The organism is Pseudoxanthomonas sacheonensis (assembly GCF_031455975.1).
GTDB lineage: Bacteria > Pseudomonadota > Gammaproteobacteria > Xanthomonadales > Xanthomonadaceae > Pseudoxanthomonas_A > Pseudoxanthomonas_A sacheonensis_A.
Genome location: NZ_JAVDTT010000003.1, coordinates 443,380 through 462,342, shown reverse-complemented (window position 1 = coordinate 462,342; position 18,963 = coordinate 443,380). Strand labels below are relative to the sequence as shown.

General features: G+C 64.6%; 16 protein-coding genes. 6 read left to right on the top strand and 10 right to left on the bottom strand.

Going from position 1 to position 18,963, the window contains the following annotated elements; translation table 11 throughout:
• Positions 1–205 precede the first annotated feature (205 nt).
• Positions 206–1,438 carry a citrate synthase family protein gene (locus J2W94_RS14390; RefSeq protein ID WP_310094773.1) on the bottom strand — a complete coding sequence of 411 codons (1,233 nt, stop codon included), beginning with the start codon at positions 1,436–1,438 and terminating at the stop codon, positions 206–208.
• Positions 1,439–1,589: 151 nt separating this feature from the next.
• Between J2W94_RS14390 and prpB the strand changes: the two genes are divergently transcribed.
• The 5 genes from prpB to J2W94_RS14365 all read left to right on the top strand — a co-directional run bounded on the left by prpB (position 1,590) and on the right by J2W94_RS14365 (position 8,541).
• Positions 1,590–2,492, top strand: coding sequence for a methylisocitrate lyase (prpB, locus tag J2W94_RS14385; protein WP_310094771.1), 903 nt, complete (start codon positions 1,590–1,592; stop codon positions 2,490–2,492).
• A gap of 149 nt (positions 2,493–2,641) precedes the next feature.
• A complete protein-coding gene (prpC, locus tag J2W94_RS14380) occupies positions 2,642–3,787 on the top strand; it encodes a bifunctional 2-methylcitrate synthase/citrate synthase (RefSeq protein WP_310094769.1) in 1,146 nt (381 codons plus the stop codon).
• 90 nt (positions 3,788–3,877) lie between these two features.
• A complete protein-coding gene (gene acnD / locus J2W94_RS14375) occupies positions 3,878–6,472 on the top strand; it encodes a Fe/S-dependent 2-methylisocitrate dehydratase AcnD (RefSeq protein ID WP_310094767.1) in 2,595 nt (864 codons plus the stop codon).
• 86 nt (positions 6,473–6,558) lie between these two features.
• On the top strand, positions 6,559–7,752 hold the full coding sequence (prpF, locus tag J2W94_RS14370; RefSeq protein WP_310094765.1) for a 2-methylaconitate cis-trans isomerase PrpF: 1,194 nt from the start codon (positions 6,559–6,561) through the stop codon (positions 7,750–7,752).
• A 219-nt stretch (positions 7,753–7,971) separates the two neighbouring features.
• Positions 7,972–8,541: a hypothetical protein gene (locus J2W94_RS14365; protein ID WP_310094763.1), complete on the top strand. Its 570-nt coding sequence runs from the start codon at positions 7,972–7,974 to the stop codon at positions 8,539–8,541.
• 37 nt (positions 8,542–8,578) lie between these two features.
• On the opposite strand, the gene J2W94_RS14360 is transcribed toward J2W94_RS14365, so the two are convergent.
• From J2W94_RS14360 to J2W94_RS14325, 8 genes are all read right to left on the bottom strand, one after another.
• Positions 8,579–9,187, bottom strand: coding sequence for a glutathione binding-like protein (locus J2W94_RS14360; RefSeq protein ID WP_310094760.1), 609 nt, complete (start codon positions 9,185–9,187; stop codon positions 8,579–8,581).
• Between the two features lie 89 nt (positions 9,188–9,276).
• Entirely contained in the window at positions 9,277–9,732 is a 456-nt protein-coding gene (locus tag J2W94_RS14355) for a cell wall hydrolase (RefSeq protein ID WP_310094757.1), read from the bottom strand.
• Between the two features lie 371 nt (positions 9,733–10,103).
• Positions 10,104–12,179 (bottom strand): NADPH-dependent 2,4-dienoyl-CoA reductase, encoded by a 2,076-nt coding sequence (locus J2W94_RS14350; RefSeq protein ID WP_310094755.1) that lies wholly within the window; start codon positions 12,177–12,179, stop codon positions 10,104–10,106.
• A 75-nt stretch (positions 12,180–12,254) separates the two neighbouring features.
• Positions 12,255–12,896 (bottom strand): YczE/YyaS/YitT family protein, encoded by a 642-nt coding sequence (locus J2W94_RS14345; protein WP_310094753.1) that lies wholly within the window; start codon positions 12,894–12,896, stop codon positions 12,255–12,257.
• Positions 12,897–13,008: 112 nt separating this feature from the next.
• Positions 13,009–13,650, bottom strand: a complete 642-nt coding sequence (locus J2W94_RS14340) for a LysE family translocator (RefSeq protein ID WP_310094749.1) — start codon at positions 13,648–13,650, stop codon at positions 13,009–13,011.
• A gap of 42 nt (positions 13,651–13,692) precedes the next feature.
• Entirely contained in the window at positions 13,693–14,724 is a 1,032-nt protein-coding gene (locus J2W94_RS14335; protein ID WP_310094746.1) for a zinc-binding alcohol dehydrogenase family protein, read from the bottom strand.
• Between the two features lie 29 nt (positions 14,725–14,753).
• Entirely contained in the window at positions 14,754–15,785 is a 1,032-nt protein-coding gene (locus tag J2W94_RS14330; RefSeq protein WP_310094744.1) for an aldo/keto reductase, read from the bottom strand.
• A 32-nt stretch (positions 15,786–15,817) separates the two neighbouring features.
• Positions 15,818–17,035, bottom strand: coding sequence for an MFS transporter (locus tag J2W94_RS14325; protein ID WP_310094742.1), 1,218 nt, complete (start codon positions 17,033–17,035; stop codon positions 15,818–15,820).
• A 96-nt stretch (positions 17,036–17,131) separates the two neighbouring features.
• Between J2W94_RS14325 and J2W94_RS14320 the strand changes: the two genes are divergently transcribed.
• On the top strand, positions 17,132–18,049 hold the full coding sequence (locus J2W94_RS14320) for a LysR family transcriptional regulator (RefSeq protein WP_310094740.1): 918 nt from the start codon (positions 17,132–17,134) through the stop codon (positions 18,047–18,049).
• Positions 18,050–18,053: 4 nt separating this feature from the next.
• Here J2W94_RS14320 and ygiD read toward each other — a convergent pair whose 3' ends face one another.
• Entirely contained in the window at positions 18,054–18,848 is a 795-nt protein-coding gene (ygiD, locus tag J2W94_RS14315; RefSeq protein ID WP_310094737.1) for a 4,5-DOPA dioxygenase extradiol, read from the bottom strand.
• Positions 18,849–18,963 lie beyond the last annotated feature (115 nt).

Here is an 18,963-nt window from a genome sequence, read left to right as displayed (position 1 = left end):
CGAATGCCGGGACCCATCCTTCAGATCGGACGCACTTGCCGAACGCCGTCTCAATCGAACGCTGGGCTGCCAACTGCTGCGGAATTGTCCGAGCAGCCGAAGATGGGTCCCGGCATTCGCCGGGATGACGGTCGATAGAGAACGGAGCGCTGACGACAAGCAGAACGTCGAGGCATATGCGAGGTGCGGCTCGGCAAAGCCTCACTCACTCCTCCAACGACGGAGTCACTCCTGTGTAACTGGCGCGAGGACGGATCAGCCTTCCCAGCGCCTGTTGCTCAAGCGCATGCGCAAGCCAGCCGGCCAGGCGTCCGGCGGCGAACATCACCAGCGCCGGCGTGGCCGGCAATCCATGGACCTGGCAGATCGAGGCCAGCAGGAGATCGATGTTCGGGCGTTGACCGCTGATTTCCTCGGCGACCGCGATGATTTCCTCCAGCCGCGACATCATCGGCGAGTCGGTCTGCGTTTCGCGGAGACGGGCGAGGATCTCGGCGGCGCGCGGATCGCCGTGCGGATACAGCGCGTGGCCGAAGCCCGGCAAGTCGTCGCCGCGCTGCCAGCGGGTGGCGATGAAATCGCGCACCGACGGCGCCTCGCCCGCATCGGCGATCAGGGCATGCGCGCGCGCCGTTGCGCCGCCGTGACGTGGACCCGAAAGCGCCGCCAAGCCGCTGCATACCGTGCCGTGCAGATGCGCGCCGGTGGACGCGACCACGCGCGCGGCGAAGGCCGAGACGTTCAGTTCGTGATCGGCGCAGACCACCAGTGCGGCGCGGACCAATTCCGCGAAAACTTCGTCGTCCGGTCTCCAGCACTGCGCAAGCAGACGATGCACCGGTCCGGCGAAAGGAGCCTGCGAGACCAGCAGCGCCGCGTTGTGCCGCAGCAACGTGGCCGCGATCTCGTGGCGCACGCGCGGCGCGGAATTGAAGGAGTGGCGCACTTCCAGCGCCAGCAGCGGGATCGCGGACATGGCGCGCTCCAGCGGTGGCAGGCGTGCATCGCCAGCGATCGCCGCCACCGTCGCCGGCCAGTGCGGATCGATTTCCACGGCGAACGGATCCTGTTCGCCGCAATCCCAGAGCAGGCGTGCGATGTCTTCCAGGGTGGCGCCGTCGTGCACGGCAGCGATCGCGGACTTGCCTCGGTAGTACGGCCCGTCGGGCCGGATCAACGAAATCCGCGTCTCCAACACCGGCAGGCCGCGATCCAGGCTCTGCGCAGCGCCGCGTGCCGCGCCGCGCCCAGCCTGCTTGCGCTGCGCCAGCCGTTCCACGTCCTGCCGTGAATACAGGCGGCTGCGGTGGTCCGGGCCGGGGCGCGATTCCAGCAGGCCCCGGCTGACATAGGCATACAGCGTGGCCTGGTTGATGCCGAGGATCTCGCAGGTATCGCGGGCGGAGAGCAGGTCAGTGCGCGTCGGGTCAGGGTGCATGGGTATATATTGATTGAATTAATCAAGATTGATCAATGCTCTGGATGATGCCAGATTCGCAGCCCGAGGAGGGGCGTACCATTCGCGCACCTCAACCGTCCGGCGCTCCGCGCTGCGGCGGACAAGACGACCCAAAAGGAGTCCTGCCGCAATGAGCAACCCGTCCGCTGGCGCCCCTGCTTCACCGGGAGTGAAGTTCCGCGCCGCGCTGGGCACCGAATCGCCCCTCCAGGTGATCGGCGCCATCAACGCCAACCATGCGCTGCTGGCCAAGCGCGCTGGGTATCGCGCCATCTATCTGTCGGGTGGCGGTGTCGCCGCCGGTTCACTGGGGTTGCCCGATCTGGGCATCAACACGCTCGACGACGTGCTGGTCGACGTACGCCGCATCACCGACGTCTGCGATTTGCCGCTGCTGGTGGACATCGATACCGGTTTCGGCCCCAGCGCGTTCAACATCGCGCGCACGGTGAAATCGCTGATCAAGGCCGGCGCCGCCGCCTGCCATATCGAAGACCAGGTAGGCGCCAAGCGTTGCGGTCACCGTCCCGGCAAGGAAATCGTCACCGCCGGGGAAATGGCCGATCGCGTGAAAGCCGCGGCCGACGCCAAGACCGATGCGGACTTCTTCCTGATCGCGCGCACCGACGCCATCCAGGTCGACGGCGTGGATGCGGCCATCGAGCGCGCCATCGCCTGCGTCGAAGCCGGCGCCGATGGCATCTTCGCCGAAGCCGCCTACGACCTGCCGACCTACCGCCGCTTCGTCGATGCGGTGAAGGTGCCGGTGTTGGCCAACATCACCGAGTTCGGCAAGACGCCGTTGTTCACCCGCGAGGAATTGGCCTCGGTTGGTGTGGCTATCCAGCTTTATCCGTTGTCGGCATTCCGTGCCATGAACAAGGCCGCCGAAGCCGTATACACCGCGATCCGTCGCGATGGCCACCAGAAGAATGTGGTGGACCTCATGCAGACGCGCGAGGAATTGTACGAGCGCATCGGCTATCACGAGTTCGAGCAGAAGTTGGATGCGCTGTTTGCCGCCAAGAAATAGCTTTTCCCTTCTCCCCTCGGGAGAAGGTGCCCAAAGGGCGGATGAGGGACGAACGCAGTCATGAGGCCGGAATCAACTGGACTCCATAGCCCCTCACCCCAACCCCTCTCCCGACGGGAGAGGGGCTTCCATCACATCGAGGAGTTGAGATGACCGAAGCAGTCCCCTTCAAGCCCAAGAAGTCCGTCGCCCTCAGCGGCACCGCCGCCGGCAACACCGCGCTGTGCACGGTGGGCCGCAGCGGCAACGATCTGCATTACCGCGGCTACGACATCCTGGATATCGCCCGGGCCTCCGAGTTCGAAGAGATCGCCCACCTGCTTGTGCACGGCAAGCTGCCCAACCGCGCCGAATTGGCCAGCTACAAGGCCAAGCTGAAATCGCTGCGCGGCGTGCCGGCGGCGGTGAAAGCGGCGTTGGAACAATTGCCCGCATCGGCGCATCCCATGGACGTGATGCGCACCGGTGTCTCCGTGCTGGGCTGCGTATCCCCCGAGAAGGACGATCACAACCATCCGGGCGCGCGCGACATCGCCGACAAGCTGATGGCCTCGCTGGGGCCGATGCTGCTGTACTGGTACCACTGGAGCCATAACGGCAAGCGCATCGACACCGATACCGATGACGACAGCATCGGCGGCCACTTCCTGCACCTGCTGCATGGCGAGAAGCCGCGCGACTCGTGGGTGCAGGCGATGCACACTTCGCTGATCCTGTACGCGGAGCACGAGTTCAACGCCTCCACTTTCGCCTGCCGCGTCATCGCCGGTACCGGCAGCGACATGTACAGCGCCATCGCCGGCGGCATCGGCGCGTTGCGCGGCCCCAAGCACGGCGGCGCCAACGAAGTCGCGTTCGAGGTGCAGAAGCGCTACGAATCGCCCGACGAAGCCGAGCAGGACATCAAGGCGCGTGTCGAGCGCAAGGAAGTCGTGATCGGCTTCGGCCACCCGGTCTACACCACCGGCGATCCGCGCAACCAGGTGATCAAGGAAGTGGCGCGCGAATTGTCGGACGAGCAGGGCAGCCGCAAGATGTACGACATCGCCGAACGCCTGGAGACGGTGATGTGGGACATAAAGAGGATGTTCCCCAACCTGGATTGGTTCAGCGCGGTCAGCTACCACATGATGGGCGTGCCCACGGCGATGTTCACGCCGCTGTTCGTGATCGCCCGCACCAGCGGCTGGAGCGCGCACGTGATCGAGCAGCGCATCGACGGCAAGATCATCCGTCCCAGCGCGAATTACACCGGACCGGAAGATCTGGCTTTCGTGCCGCTCGACAAGCGCTGAACCGCTGCGGCGGGCGCGTCTTCCTCGCGCCTTCTGCAGTTTTGCTCTTCTGCGCCAGTCGGCCAGCCAATCTCTTTCGGATCGCCAGCCATGAATCAGCAATACCGCAAACCTTTGCCCGGCGCCTCGCTGGATTATTTCGATGCGCGCGAAGCGGTCGAATCCATCCAGTCCGGCGCCTACGACAAACTGCCTTACACCTCGCGGGTGCTGGCTGAGAATCTGGTCCGCCGTTGCGATCCGGCCGCATTGACCGCGTCGCTGCGGCAACTGATCGAACGCAAGCGCGACCTGGATTTTCCCTGGTTTCCGGCACGGGTGGTTTGCCACGACATCCTCGGCCAGACCGCGCTGGTCGATCTTGCGGGTCTGCGCGATGCAATCGCAGAGCAGGGCGGCGATCCGGCCCAGGTCAATCCGGTCGTGCCGGTGCAGTTGATCGTCGATCACTCGCTAGCGGTGGAATGCGGCGGCTACGACCCGGATGCGTTCGCCAAGAATCGCGCGATCGAGGATCGCCGCAACGAGGATCGTTTCCATTTCATCGAATGGACCCGACAAGCTTTCAAGAACATGGAAGTGATCCCGCCGGGCAACGGGATCATGCATCAGATCAATCTGGAGAAGATGTCGCCGGTGGTGCAGGCGCGCGACGGCGTCGCCTTCCCGGACACTTGCGTGGGCACCGACAGCCACACCCCGCATGTCGACGCGCTGGGCGTACTCGCCATCGGCGTGGGCGGATTGGAGGCCGAGAACGTGATGCTCGGCCGCGCCTCGTGGATGCGCCTGCCGGATATCGTGGGCGTGGAACTGGCGGGCAAGCCGCAACCCGGCATCACCGCTACCGACATCGTGCTGGCGCTGACCGAGTTCCTGCGCAAGTCCAAGGTGGTGGGTGCCTATCTGGAGTTCTTCGGCGAGGGCGCGGCCGCACTGACCCTGGGCGATCGCGCCACCATTTCCAACATGGCGCCGGAATACGGCGCCACCGCGGCGATGTTCTCCATCGACCAGCAGACCCTCGACTACCTGCGGATCACCGGCCGCGAAGACGCGCAGGTGCGGCTGGTGGAAACCTACGCGAAGCACGTCGGGCTATGGTCCGACAGCTTGAAGAACGTCGAATACGAGCGCGCGCTGCATTTCGACCTTTCCAGCGTGGTACGCAACATGGCCGGGCCGTCCAACCCGCATGCGCGCGTCGCGACCAGCGACCTGGCGGCCAAAGGCATCGCCGGCGCCTGGGAAGAAGTGCCCGGACTGATGCCGGACGGCGCGGTGATCATCGCTGCGATCACCAGCTGCACCAACACCAGCAATCCGCGCAACGTGATCGCAGCGGCGCTGTTGGCGCGCAATGCCAACCGGCTGGGACTGAGCCGCAAGCCCTGGGTGAAATCCTCGCTCGCGCCCGGCTCCAAGGCGGTAGCGCTGTATCTGCAGGAAGGCGGCTTGCTGCCGGAGCTGGAGAAACTGGGTTTCGGCATCGTGGCTTTCGCCTGCACCACTTGCAACGGCATGTCCGGCGCGCTGGATCCGGCGATCCAGCAGGAAATTATCGACCGCGATCTGTACGCCACCGCGGTGCTGTCGGGTAACCGCAACTTCGATGGACGCATCCATCCCTACGCCAAGCAGGCGTTCCTGGCGTCGCCGGCGCTGGTGGTGGCTTATGCCATCGCCGGCACCATCCGTTTCGATATCGAAAAAGATGTGCTGGGCGTGGTCGAGGGCAGGGAAATCCGCTTGAAGGATCTCTGGCCGAGCGACGAAGAGGTCGATGCGGTGGTCAAGGCATCGGTGAAGCCGGAGCAGTTCCGCAGCGTCTACAACCCGATGTTCGCGCTGCGGGTGGAACACGGCCCGAAAGTGGAGCCGTTGTACGACTGGCGTCCGCAGAGCACCTACATCCGTCGTCCGCCGTATTGGGAGGGCGCGCTGGCCGGCGAACGCACGCTGCTCGGCTTGCGGCCGCTGGCGGTGCTGCCGGACAACATCACCACCGATCACTTGTCGCCGTCCAATGCGATCATGCTGGACAGCGCCGCCGGCGAATATCTGGAAAAAATGGGTCTTCCGGAAGAGGACTTCAATTCCTACGCGACCCATCGCGGCGATCATCTCACCGCGCAGCGCGCCACCTTCGCCAATCCCAAGCTGTTCAACGAAATGGTGCGCAATCCGGACGGGAGCGTAAAACAAGGCTCGCTGGCCCGGGTGGAGCCGGAAGGCAAGGTCATGCGCATGTGGGAGGCCATCGAAACCTACATGGAACGCAAGCAGCCGCTGATCATCATCGCCGGCGCCGACTACGGTCAGGGTTCTTCGCGCGACTGGGCCGCGAAGGGCGTGCGTCTTGCCGGTGTTGAAGCTATCGCAGCGGAAGGCTTCGAGCGCATCCACCGCACGAATCTGATCGGCATGGGTGTGCTGCCGCTGGAATTCAAGCCAGGCACGACACGCAAGACGCTGGCCATTGATGGCACCGAAACCTTCGACGTGATCGGCGCACGCACGCCGCGCACCGACCTGATGCTGGTGATCCATCGCACGAACGGCGAGCGCGTCGAAGTGCCGGTGACCTGCCGGCTGGACAGCGACGAAGAAGTATCGATCTACGAAGCGGGTGGCGTGCTGCAGCGTTTCGCGCAGGACTTCCTGGAATCATCCAAGGCACTGTGAAGGAACCCTTCTCAGCCTTGCACATCCTACGGGCGCCGCAAGCGAGAGAGGGGTTCAAATGAAATTACTCCAACTAGGTCGCTCACATGTCTCAGGTTCCGCAAATCCGCATCCCCGCCACCTACCTGCGCGGCGGCACTAGCAAAGGCGTGTTCTTCCGCCTTGAAGATCTTCCGCCCGCGGCGCAGGTGCCGGGCAAGGCGCGCGACGCGTTGCTGTTGCGAGTGATCGGCTCGCCGGATCCGTACGGCAAGCACACCGACGGCATGGGCGGGGCGACGTCCAGCACCAGCAAGATCGTCATCCTCTCTAAGAGCAAGCAGCCAGGCCACGACGTCGATTATCTGTACGGACAGGTTCCGATCAACGACAGCTTCATCGACTGGAGCGGCAACTGCGGCAATCTGTCTTCGGCAGTCGGCCCGTTCGCGATCACCAACGGCCTGCTCGACCCGGCACGCGTCCCGCGCGACGGCCTCTGCACGGTGCGCATCTGGCAGGCGAACATCGACAAGACCATCGTCGCGCACGTGCCGATCAGCAATGGCGAGGTGCAGGAAACCGGAGACTTCGAGCTCGACGGCGTGACCTTCCCGGCCGCCGAAGTGCGACTGGAGTTCCTGGATCCCGCCGATGAAGGCGAGGGCGAGGGTGGCGGCGCGATGTTCCCTACAGGCAACCTGATGGACTCTCTCGAGGTGCCCGGAGTAGGGACGTTCAAAGCCACCATGATCAACGCAGGCGTGCCGACCATTTTCGTCGACGCCGCCGAGTTGGGCTATGACGGCACCGAACTGCAGGGTGCGATCAACGAAGACAAGGCCGCCTTGGCCAAACTGGAGGCGATCCGCGCCCACGGTGCCGTGCGCATGGGATTGATCGGCGACGTGGCCCAGGCCGCGGGACGTCCGCTGACGCCGAAGGTAGCGTTCGTCGCATCGCCGAAGGACTACGTCTCCTCCAGCGGCAAGCTCGTGCCTGCGGCCGACATCGACCTGCTGGCCCGTGCGATGTCCATGGGAAAGTTGCACCACGCGATGATGGGCACGGCTTCGGTGGCGATCGCCGCCGCCGCCGCGGTGCCGGGGACGCTGGTCAACGCGGCGGCCGGCGGCGGCACTCGCGAGGTAATCACGTTCGGCCATCCGTCCGGAACCCTGCGGGTGGGTGCGGAAGCGGAGCAGGTCGATGGACAATGGACGGTCACCAAAGCGGTCATGAGCCGCAGCGCACGGGTGCTGATGGAAGGCGCGGTACGGGTGCCGGGCGACGCGTTCTGATTCCTGCCGGGAGTCGTAGGCCCGGTCCCGCTCCGACCAACGCCATATCGACCGCGGGTGGGACTCTAGACGGGGAAGGGGACTCCGACCGCACGGCGTGTGGCCGTGGCCTTTCTGTGACTTCCATAACGGACCGTCAGCACCTTCTCTGCAACCCTATACTTGGGGAAATATCCGTAATGGGACGACCGTGCGCAACGCCGGTCTGGGGGAATAAGAGTGGGCGAGTTGTATTACAAGACCGATGCGGGCAAGCAGGAAATCCAGGATCGCGGCCGCAAGTTGCCCGCGTCGCTGCGTTCGCTGTTGTTGATGGTCGATGGACAGCGCGACCAGGCACAGCTGCGCGACCTGATGACCGGATTGCGTGCGCCCGAGGATGCATTGGAACAGTTGCTGGTCATGGGGCTGGTCAAGCGCAATGATCCGGCCGTACCTCCAGCGCCCGCCGCGCCGCCTGCCTCTCCCGCGCCTCCCGTTGCGCCGACCCCGACCCCGACATCGGCGACGCTAGCCGAACTGGCTGCGGCCGCAGGCCCCTTGCCTGGCGAGGTCCAGCTACCGGCCGACTTCGGTCGCTATCGGCGGCTGTACGAAATCGTGACCGACACCGTGCGGAGGCACTTGGGCCTGAAGGGATATTTCCTGCAGCTCAAGGTGGAGAAATGCGCCGACGTGGACGCTTTGCTTGCGCTGCTTCCGGAGATCGCCACCGCGCTCACCAAAGCCAAGGACCATACCTTCGCCACCGAGTGGCTGACGCGCACGCGCGCCGAAGTCCAGGCCTGATCGAAGACGCGGTACGTCACCGCGTCTCGACGCAGCACTACAAGCCTTCGGCCTGCATCGCCGCGGCCACGCCGTCATCGCTGCGCATGCGGACGAAGAAGCGTTCCAGATTATCCAGGCCTGACAGGTCCACCTGCGTGCTCCTGGCCCAGCGCAGTGTCACGAACAAATAGGGATCGGCGATGGAGCGCGTGCCGGTAAGCCAGTCCTTGCCCTGCAGCTGCGCATCCAGACGTTCGAACAAGCCACGCAGTTTCTGCCGTGCGTTGTTCTTGCTCAGTTCGATGAGCGACTCATCGCCCAGGTAGCGCGTCGATCCGAATATGGGGTGGAAAGAGGGGTGCACATCGGCATTGAGGAAGGCGAGCCAGCGATTGATTTCCGCGCGGCTCCGCAAGGTGCCGTCGCCGCCGAGTCCCGATTCCGGAAAACTGTCGGCGAGGAAATTCAGGATCGCCGCGTTCTGCGTCAATGCCCATCCATCGACCTCGAGCACAGGCACGGCGCCGGCTGGATTGAGCTTCAGGTATTCCGCCGTTTTCATTCCCACGCCGTCCATTACCTGCAGGTCGAACGGCTTGCCGATCCAACGTAATGTGATGTGGTCGGCGAGCGAACACGCGCCCGGTTTGGTGTAAAGCTTCATGCGTGTCTCCAAGTGAAAACGGACCGGGAGTTTCCCAGTCCGTTTCGACGTTGTCGATGACGAGCGTCAATGCTTCGTCGGAGACTTCGTTACGAGCGCGGCTTGAGCTTCTGCACGCGCAGGAAAGTGTGGTCGCCGATGGTCGCTACCTGATAGGCGTTGCGCCAACTGGGACTGGCGATGTTGTGCGCCATGAAGTGGCTGGCGCCGGGGACGATTTCCTTGCGCTGACCGGGCGGCAGCGCCCAGTTGCGTTCGGCGCCCAGGGCCACGTTGATCGAGGCGGCCCACGCATCCGAATTCTGCAAGCGAGTGCCGGGGGCGACCAGGGTGGGGGCGAACTGCTTGCGGGCGGTGACCACCTCGCACATCGAGTCGCCCCACAGGCCGCTGTCGAGGCGGCGCAGGGCGACCTCGGCCACGGCCTGCTGGCCGCGGAGGGTCTGGTCGCGGGCTTCCAGGTAGACGGTGGTGCTGAGGCAGAGCGAGTCTGCGGCAGGCTGCGGCAACATGTGCGACAGCCAGAGGATCCAGGCCAGTTTCACTAATCGAACTCCTTGCTCCGTCTTGGCAGCGTCCACGCGCCTCCTTTGGGGAAGGTGCGTTTGGATAGACACGGCGTCAGGGCGTCATGGGGAGGCAGCTGCTGCGACAAGCTGCCCAGGACCGGCCAGAAAGGTGGATCAGGGCCGGGATGGCTCGCCAGTTGAAACGGGGGCGGGCCGAAAAAGTTGGCGCAAGGTAAGGGCCGAAGACCTAACCTGGCCTGAACCCGTGAGCTTGACAATCAGGCTAAGTGCTTGATTGGAAATGGAGTCTTTACTCTGGACCCGGGTCAGCTTCGACCGCAAGCACGTAGGGCGGGCATTGCCCGCCGCCTCCAAATGCCAGCAAAAAGCGGCGGGCAGTGCCCGCCCTACAGGGCGGCTGCCAGTCGACTTCCCTGGTCGATCGCGCGCTTGGCGTCCAGCTCCGCCGCTACGTCGGCGCCGCCGATCAGGTGGGGAGAAATGCCAGCCGCTTCCAGCTCGACCTGCAGCTCGCGGCGGGGCTCCTGGCCGGCGCAGATGACGACGTGGTCCACCGGCAAGGCCTGTTCGACGCCGTCGATCCGGACTTTCAGGCCGGCGTCGTCCACCCCCAGGTATTCCACCCCGCCCAGCATCTGCACTTTCTTGGCCTTCAGAGTGGCCCGGTGCACCCAGCCGCTGGTCTTGCCCAGACGGGCTCCGGGCTTGCCGGGCGAGCGCTGCAGCAGCCAGACCTCGCGCGAGGGGGGCTCCGGTCTAGGCGGCACCAGGCTGCCGCGCGCTTCGAAGGTCGGGTCCACCCCCCATTCGGCCATCCAGCGTGCCGGGTCCAGAGTGGGTGAGCCTTGGTCGGAATGCGGGCTTTCGTGCACCAGGTACTCGGCCACGTCGAAACCGATACCGCCAGCGCCGATGATCGCCGCACGTCCGCCGACCTTGACCCGGCCGCTGAGGACATCCAGATAGCTGATCACCTTGGCGTGATCGGAACCGGGAAATTCCACCTGACGCGGAAGGATGCCGGTGGCCAGCACCACTTCATCGAAACCAGAAAGATCCTGCGCGGTCGCAAGCACGCCCAATTTCACTTCCACGCCGGTTTCCTCCAGCTTGTGGGTGAAGTAGCGGAGGGTTTCGTGGAATTCCTCCTTGCCGGGAATTTTTTTCGCGTAGTTGAACTGCCCGCCTATCTCACCGGAGGCGTCGAACAGGGTCACGCGATGGCCGCGCTCGGCGGCGACCGTCGCGCACGCCAGGCCGGCAGGCCCGGCTCCGACTACCGCCACGCGTTTCGGCGCGAAGGTCTTGTGGTAGTTCAACTCCGTCTCGGCGCAGGCGCGCGGGTTCAACAGGCAGCTGGCGTGCTTGTTTTCGAACACGTGATCCAAACAAGCCTGATTGCAGGCGATGCAGGTGTTGATGGAATTCGGTTTGCCGGCGCGCGACTTGTTGGCCCAGTCCGGATCGGCCAACAGCGGCCGCGCCAGCGACACCATGTCGGCGATGCCGTCGGCGAGGATGCGTTCGGCGACCTCCGGCATATTGATGCGGTTGGTCGCGATCAGCGGCAACGCCACGTGCGGGCGCAATTTCGCGGTGACGTTGACGAAGGCCGCGCGCGGCACGGAAGTGACGATAGTGGGAATGCGCGCTTCATGCCAACCGATGCCGGAATTGATGATCGTCGCGCCCGCCGCTTCGATGGCCTTGGCCTGCGCCACGATCTCTTCCCACTGGTTGCCGTCTTCCACCAGGTCCAACAACGAAAGCCGGTAGATGATGATGAAGTCCGGACCGCAGGCCTCGCGCACGCGGCGCACGATCTCCACCGCGAAGCGCATGCGCTTCTCCGGCGTGCCGCCCCAAGCGTCGGTGCGTTTGTTGGTGCGCGGGGCGGTGAACTCGTTGATGAAATAGCCTTCCGAGCCCATCACCTCTACCCCGTCGTAACCGGCTTCGCGCGCGCGGCGCGCGGCGTCAGCATAGGCGGTGATCTGCCGCTCCACGCCACGCGCGGAAAGCTGGCGCGGAGTGAACGGATTGATCGGCGCCTTGAGCTTGGACGGCGCGACCGAAAAGGGGTGGTAGGCGTAACGCCCGGCGTGCAGCAGCTGCAGGCAGATCTTGCTGCCGTTGTCGTGCACGGCTTGGGTGACGAACTTGTGCGGACGCACTTCCCACGGCCAGGACAACTTTCCGCCGAAGGGCTTGAGCCAACCGACCAGGTTCGGCGAGAAACCGCCGGTCACCATCAGACCCACCCCGCCCCGGGCGCGTTCGGCGAAGTAGGCGGCCAGTTTGGGGAAATCGCTGGCGCGGTCCTCCAGCCCGGTATGGATGGAACCCATCAGTACCCGGTTGCGGATCCGGGTGAAACCCAGGTCCAGCGGCGCGAACAGGTGCGGGTAATGCGGGTTGGCGGCTTCCGTCGTGGACGGCAGCGGGCTGGGCGAAGGCGTCATGCAGCGGATACGTGTGCGTACGGAAGCATGCACGATGCCGGTTATCCCCGCCTCCGGCAAGGCTGGCGTGCGTGCTCAGCTTTCCTGCGGTGCGGCTTCGGCGACGACATCGCCGGCCAGCGCGCGCGGTTTGGCCGCGAACCAGCGCATCGTGACCGCGCACAGCGGGCCGATGGAGAGGGCGAATACCAGCGTTCCCCAACCCGCATCGCCGCCCATCGCCCAGCCTGCGAGCAGGACGGACGCTTCAATCAACGTGCGCACCCGACCGATCGGCCAGCCGGTGCGCCGGTGCAGGCCGGTCATCAGGCCGTCGCGCGGGCCGGGACCGAAATTCGCGCCGATATACATGCCAGTGGCCAGCGCTAGAACCAACAATCCAGCGACGAAGGCCGGCACCTGTTGCCAGAGTCCCTGGAACTCGGGGAACAGCCAGAGTCCCAACTGCGCACTGGGTCCGATCAGCAGCACGTTGAGCACGGTGCCCAGCCCGGGTTTCTGGCGAATCGGGATCCACAGCAGAAGCACCACCAGGCCGATCACGTTGGTCAGCGCGCCGAACGACCAGCCTGTCTGTTCGGATAGACCCTGGGTCAACACGTCCCACGGCGCGATGCCCACGCTGGCGCGCACCATCAGGCTGATGCCGATTCCATAGAGGAAGAGGCCTAGGAGGAGTTGAGCGAAACGGCGTACGAACAGGGGAGGAAGAGCCATGCGTGCTATCCGGTGCGGAAAACGATTCTATCGGCCGCACGCAGCGCATGCCTGCGACGCTCAGTTCCAGTCGGCGCTGCCTTCTTCCGCATGTCGGTGTTTTCGGCGCTACTCAGGCCGCGTGATTGTTGCGCAGGCGCAGCAAACCGACGCCGAGGACCACGAACATCGCTCCGGACAGGCGATTGAACAACCGCGCACGGGCGCTGCTGGCGAACCAGCGGCCCATGCCACGTACCAACCCGACATAGCAGAGATGCGAGATCACCGTGCAGGCCGCGAAGGTCAAGGTCAGCACCAGGAACTGACGCATCACTGGTACTTCGCTGCTCATGAACTGCGGAAGCAGCGCGGTGAAGAACAGGATGCTCTTGGGATTGGTCGTTGCCACCAGCAACCCTTGCAGGAACAGCCGTGCGATCGGCTGCGCCCTCGCTCCCACTGCATGCGATGCCGCGTCGAAGACGCTGGTCCGGTTGCGCCATTGCCGAATACCCAGATAGATCAGGTAGACCGCACCCGCCAGCTTGAGCGCGCCGAACAGCCATGCGGACGTCTTCAACAGCGCGCCCAGACCCAGCATCGCGGTCGCCGACACCAGAACGACTCCGGCCGCATTGCCGGCCGAACTGACCAGCGCCCGACGCATGCCCAGCGTCGCTGCATTGGATACCGCCAATAGAACGGCGGGGCCGGGGCTGAACGCGGTGATCAGCGATAAAGCGCAGAACAGCGACCATGCGGACAAGCTCATCCACCGTATCCTCGGTTGTCGAAAGGAAGGAATCCCATGCGCCTACCAGCCCGCCAGCACCAGCTTGCCGATGGTGGTTCCGGATTCCAGTCGGCGGTGCGTTTTGCGCAGATTGGCGGCGTTGATGGCGCCGATGGTTTCGGTGTGCGTGGTCCGCAGTTCGCCTGCGTCGATCAGGCTCGCCACGCGGTTGAGCAGGCGATGTTGTTCGATCATGTCCGGTGTCTTGAAGCGCGCGCGGGCGAACATCATTTCCCAATGGATGCCGATGCATTTGGCCTTGTAGGGATCGCCGATCTTCAACAAGCCGCTAGGCTCCACGATTAGGCCCACGTGGCCCTGCGGGGCGATGATTTCGCCGACGGTCTCCCAATAGCGGTCGGTATCGGCCAGGTTGAGCACCACATCGACCTGCGCGTATCCCAACGCCGCGAGTTGCGGCGCAAGCGGTTGCCGGTGGTCGATGACGTGATGAGCGCCTAGCGACTCGCACCAGTCGATGGTTTCCTTGCGCGAGGCAGTGGCGATCACGGTGAAGCCGGCATGCCGGGCCAGCTGGATGGCGATGGAACCGACACCGCCAGCGCCGGCGATGATCAGCAGTGAACGCGTGTTGCCTTCCATATCGATGGGGGCGGTATCGATCGAGAAGGGCATGCGCTCGAACAACAATTCCCAGGCGGTGATGGCGGTCAGCGGCAGGGCGGCCGCTTGGGCGAAATCCAGCGTCGCCGGCTTGCGGCCGATCAAGCGCTCGTCCACCAGTTGGAACTGCGCATTGCTGCCGCTGCGGGTGACGTCGCCGGCGTAGTAGACCTCGTCGCCGGGTTTGAACAGAGTGACGTTTTCGCCCACGGCTTCGACGACGCCCGCGGCGTCATAGCCCAGCACCTTCGGCTGCGCTTCCACCTGCGGCTTGGGCGAACGGATCTTGGTGTCGACGGGATTGACCGAAACCGCTTCGACGCGAACCAGCACGTCATGGCCGCTGGCGATCGGTTCCGGCAGTTCGACGTCCTGCAGCGATTCCGGATCGCTGATCGGCAGGTAGCGGGTCAATGCGATGGCTTTCATGTGGGGGTCTCCAGGTTCGGCGTGGGGTTTCAGACCGGGGTCGGGTTGCGTTCGGAGAACTGGCCACGCCAGTACGGGTAGTAAGGATAGGGCGGGGTGACCGCGCTGGCCGCGTCCAACTTCGCTACTTGTTCCGACGAAAGATTCCAGCCCACCGCACCCAGGTTCTGGCGCAACTGCTCCTCGTTGCGCGCGCCGATCAGTACGGTGGAAACCGTGGGCCGTTGCAGCAGCCAGTTCAATGCGATCTGCGGAATGGTCTTGCCGGTTTCCTTGGCGACTTCATCCATCGCATCGATGACGCGGTACAGGCGTTCGTCGTCGACGGGTGGCGCGAAATCCACGGTGTCGTGCAGACGGCTGTTTTCCGGCAACGGTTGGCCGCGGCGGATCTTGCCGGTCAGGCGGCCCCAGCCCAGCGGGCTCCACACCACCGCGCCCACGCCCTGGTCCTGGCCCAGCGGCATCAGTTCCCATTCGTAATCGCGGCCGATCAAAGAGTAATAAGTCTGGTTGGCCACGTAGCGCGAATAACCGCGCTGATCGGCCACGGCCTGCGACTTCATCAGGTGCCAGCCGGAGAAGTTGGAAACGCCCAGATAACGCACCTTGCCGGCGCGCACCAGACCGTCGAGCGTCGACAGGGTTTCCTCGACCGGCGTCATCGCATCGAAGGCGTGCAATTGCAGCAGATCGATGTAGTCGGTGCCCAGGCGCCGCAAGGCCTTGTCCACGGCTTGCAGCAGATGGAAGCGCGAAGCGCCGGCGTCGTTCGGTCCGTCGCCCGCCCGCAGTCCCGTTTTCGTCGAAAGGATCACCTGGTCGCGCCGGCCCTTGATGGCCGCGCCCAGGATCGACTCGGAGGCGCCATCGGAATACACGTCGGCGGTATCGAAGAAGTTGAGGCCGGCCTCCAGGCTGATGTCGATCAGTCGCGTGGCTTGCGCGTCGTCGGTGTTGCCCCAGGCACTGAACAGCGGTCCTTTGCCGCCGAACGTGCCCGCGCCGAAGCCCAGGACGGGCACCTTGAATCCGGAGTTGCCTAGATAGCGGGTTTCCATGGGATTGTTTCCGTATTGAAGGGAGGAGATGTTCAGGAGCACTGGGTCTGTTCGACCAATGCGAAGCGGTTGTGCCTGCGCTCCAACGCAATCGCCCACAGCGCAACGAGGAACGCCGAGAACGGCACCAGCGCCGCGACCCACGGCAACGCGACGAGGCCAGGGCCATGCATGATCACCACGCCGCCCAGCCATGCGCCGAATGCGTTGCCCAGATTGAAGGCGCCGATGTTCAAACTGGACGCCAGACTTTGCGCGCCGGTCGCTTTCTGCAGCACCCACAACTGCAAAGGAGAAACGGTGGCGAACGCCGCCGCGCCCAGCAGACCGACGAACAACACCATCGCCCACTGGCTGTGCAGGACGAAACTCATCAGGCCCATCACTGCGGTCAGCGCGATCAACGTGCCCAGCAGCGCGGGCAGCAAACGGCGGTCGGCGAATTTTCCGCCCAGCAGGTTGCCCACGATCATGCCCACGCCGAAAACCAGCAGGATCGGCGACACGGCCGCGTCGGCGAAGCCGGCGACTTCGGTGAGCAGCGGTTGGATATAGGTGTAGACGGTGAACATGCCGCCGAAACCCAACACCGTCATCAGCAAACCCAACAGCACCTGTGGACGGGCAACGGCCTTGAGCTCTTCACGGAAGGCCATCGGAGGAGCGTCGCCGCGATCTTTCGGCACCAGCGTCGCGATGACGATCGTGGCGATCACGCCGATAGCGGTGACCGCCCAGAAGGTCGAACGCCAGCCGTAGTGCAGGCCCAACCAGGCGCCTGCGGGCACGCCTAGCAACGTGGCCACGGTCAGGCCGGTGAACATGATGGAGATCGCCGAAGCTTTCCTGTCTTCGGCGACCAATCCGGTCGCGACCACGGCGCCGACGCCGAAGAAGGTGCCGTGCGCCAGCGAGGTGATCACGCGCGCGATCATCAGCACGGTGTAGTTGGGCGCCAGCGCACAGGCCAGATTGCCCAAGGTGAAGACCACCATCAGCGCCACCAGCACCGCCTTGCGCGGCATGCGGCCGGTGGCGGCGGTGAGCAGCGGCGCACCGACGAACACGCCCAGTGCGTATCCGGAAATCAGCAGGCCGGCGGCGGCGATGGACACCTGGAGGTCGGTGGCGACCTGCATCAGCAGGCCCATGATCACGAACTCGGTGGTGCCGATACCGAAGGCGCCGGCGGTCAATGCATACAGCGCAAGTGGGAATCGTTTGGAGGACGCGGGGGCGGTGGCGTTCAAGAAGGGTGCTCGGATTCGACTGGCCGCCAGCTTGGGACTTTCGCTGAATATAAAAAACAGCGAATATGGCTAATCACTCTCAATTATTCGTTGATAATGGATCGAGTAGGCGACCTGACCCTATTCCTGCGCGTACTGGACTTGGGCTCCATCACCGCGGCGGCTCATAGCCTGGATCTGTCGGTGGCGGTCGCCAGCCAGCGCCTGAAACGGCTGGAGCGCGATCTGGGTGTGCGTCTGCTGCATCGGACCACGCGCCGCCTGCATCCCACGCCGGAAGGGGCGGCGCTCGCCCAGCAGGGGCGCGTGTTGGTCGAAGACCTGGAGTCGCTAGGAACGGGTCTGCGCGAAACCGCCACCGAGGTCGCCGGGACCCTGCGGGTCACGCTGTCCGCTTCCTTCGGCCGCCAGTACGTGTCGCCGTTGCTGCCCGCTTTCCTGGCCCGGCATCCCAAGCTGCGGATCAGCGTGCATCTCAGCGATCAGGTAGTGGACCTGATCAGCGAAGGCTTCGATCTGGCGATACGCATCGGTGCGCTCGAAGATTCCAGCCTGGTGGCTCGCCACATTGCTCCCAACCGGCGCGTGCTATGCGCGTCGCCCGACTATCTGAAACGCCGAGGCGATCCGCGTTCGCCCAAGGACCTGATGGAACATGACTGTCTGCTGCTATTCGGCAGCAGCGGACGCCAGGACGTCTGGCGCCTGCACGACGCGCAGGGCGAAGAACATGCGATCCGCGTGCAGGGTCGGTTCGAAAGCAATTATGGCGAGCTGCTGCGCGATGCTTCCGTGGCGGGCGAAGGCATCGCCACTCATTCCCTGTGGCATATCGCCGACGATCTGCGCGCCGGCCGCTTGCGCGTGGTGCTGCCCAACTGTCGCCTTGCCACCACCGCGATCAGCGCGGTCATGCCGCAACGTCGGCTGGTGCCGCCGCGGGTGGGTGCGTTCGTCGATTTCCTGATCTCGCGGTTCGGCGACGCGCCCTGGGAACATGGGTTAAAGGTCTGAGTTTTCAGGCCGCCTGGTCGAAGGCGAACGCATCCAGCGCCATGCCGCCCATCTGTACGGCATGGTGCAGGCGTGTGGCCTGCGCGCCCGCACCACCTGCGCCCAGGGCGACATACAAAGGATAGAGATGCTCGGTAGTGGGATGGTTGCGTCGCGCCTCGGGCAATGACTGCCAGTCCAACGCGCCTTGCACGTCGCCCGAGAGCAACTTCGCACTGAGCGCATCCGTAAAGGCTTTCACCCACGGATACATCTGGGAGTTAGCGTGCTGCCAGTCCAGCTCACGGAGATTATGCGAGTAGCCGCCGGAGCCGATCACCAGCACGCCTTCGTCGCGCAGGGGAGCCAATGCACGCCCTAGCTGGTAATGCCAGGCCGCGGTCTGTGCGGGGTTCACGGACAAGGCCACGACGGGAATATCGGCCTGCGGATACATGCGCCGCAGCGGCACCCAGGTGCCATGGTCGATGCCGGTGTGGTCGTCCAGTACCGGTTCGAAGCCGGCTGCGGTCAGGTGTCGCACCACTTCCCCGGCCAGGGCGGGCGCGCCGTGTGCCGGGTACTGGATTTCGTACAGCGGCTTGGGAAAGCCGCCGAAGTCATGAATGGTTCGCGGCGAGGACGTGGCGGTAACGGTGGGCGCAGACGCCATGAAATGCGCCGAAGCCATCACCACGGCGCGCGGCCGCGGCAGCGAGGCGCCCAGCTGGTCGAGGAAATGGGCGGTCGGGGAGTCCTCGAGCGCCATCATCGGCGAACCGTGCGAAACGAAAAGGGAGGGCAAGCGTGTGGTTTTCATATCCACAGGATCGGGCCGCGCATGCGTTTCACCAAGGGCCACCGCCAACTCGGTGTGTTGCAGCAATGGTCCGGAATTGCTGCCGCTTCGGTTGCAAAACACGGCGACGGGGGCG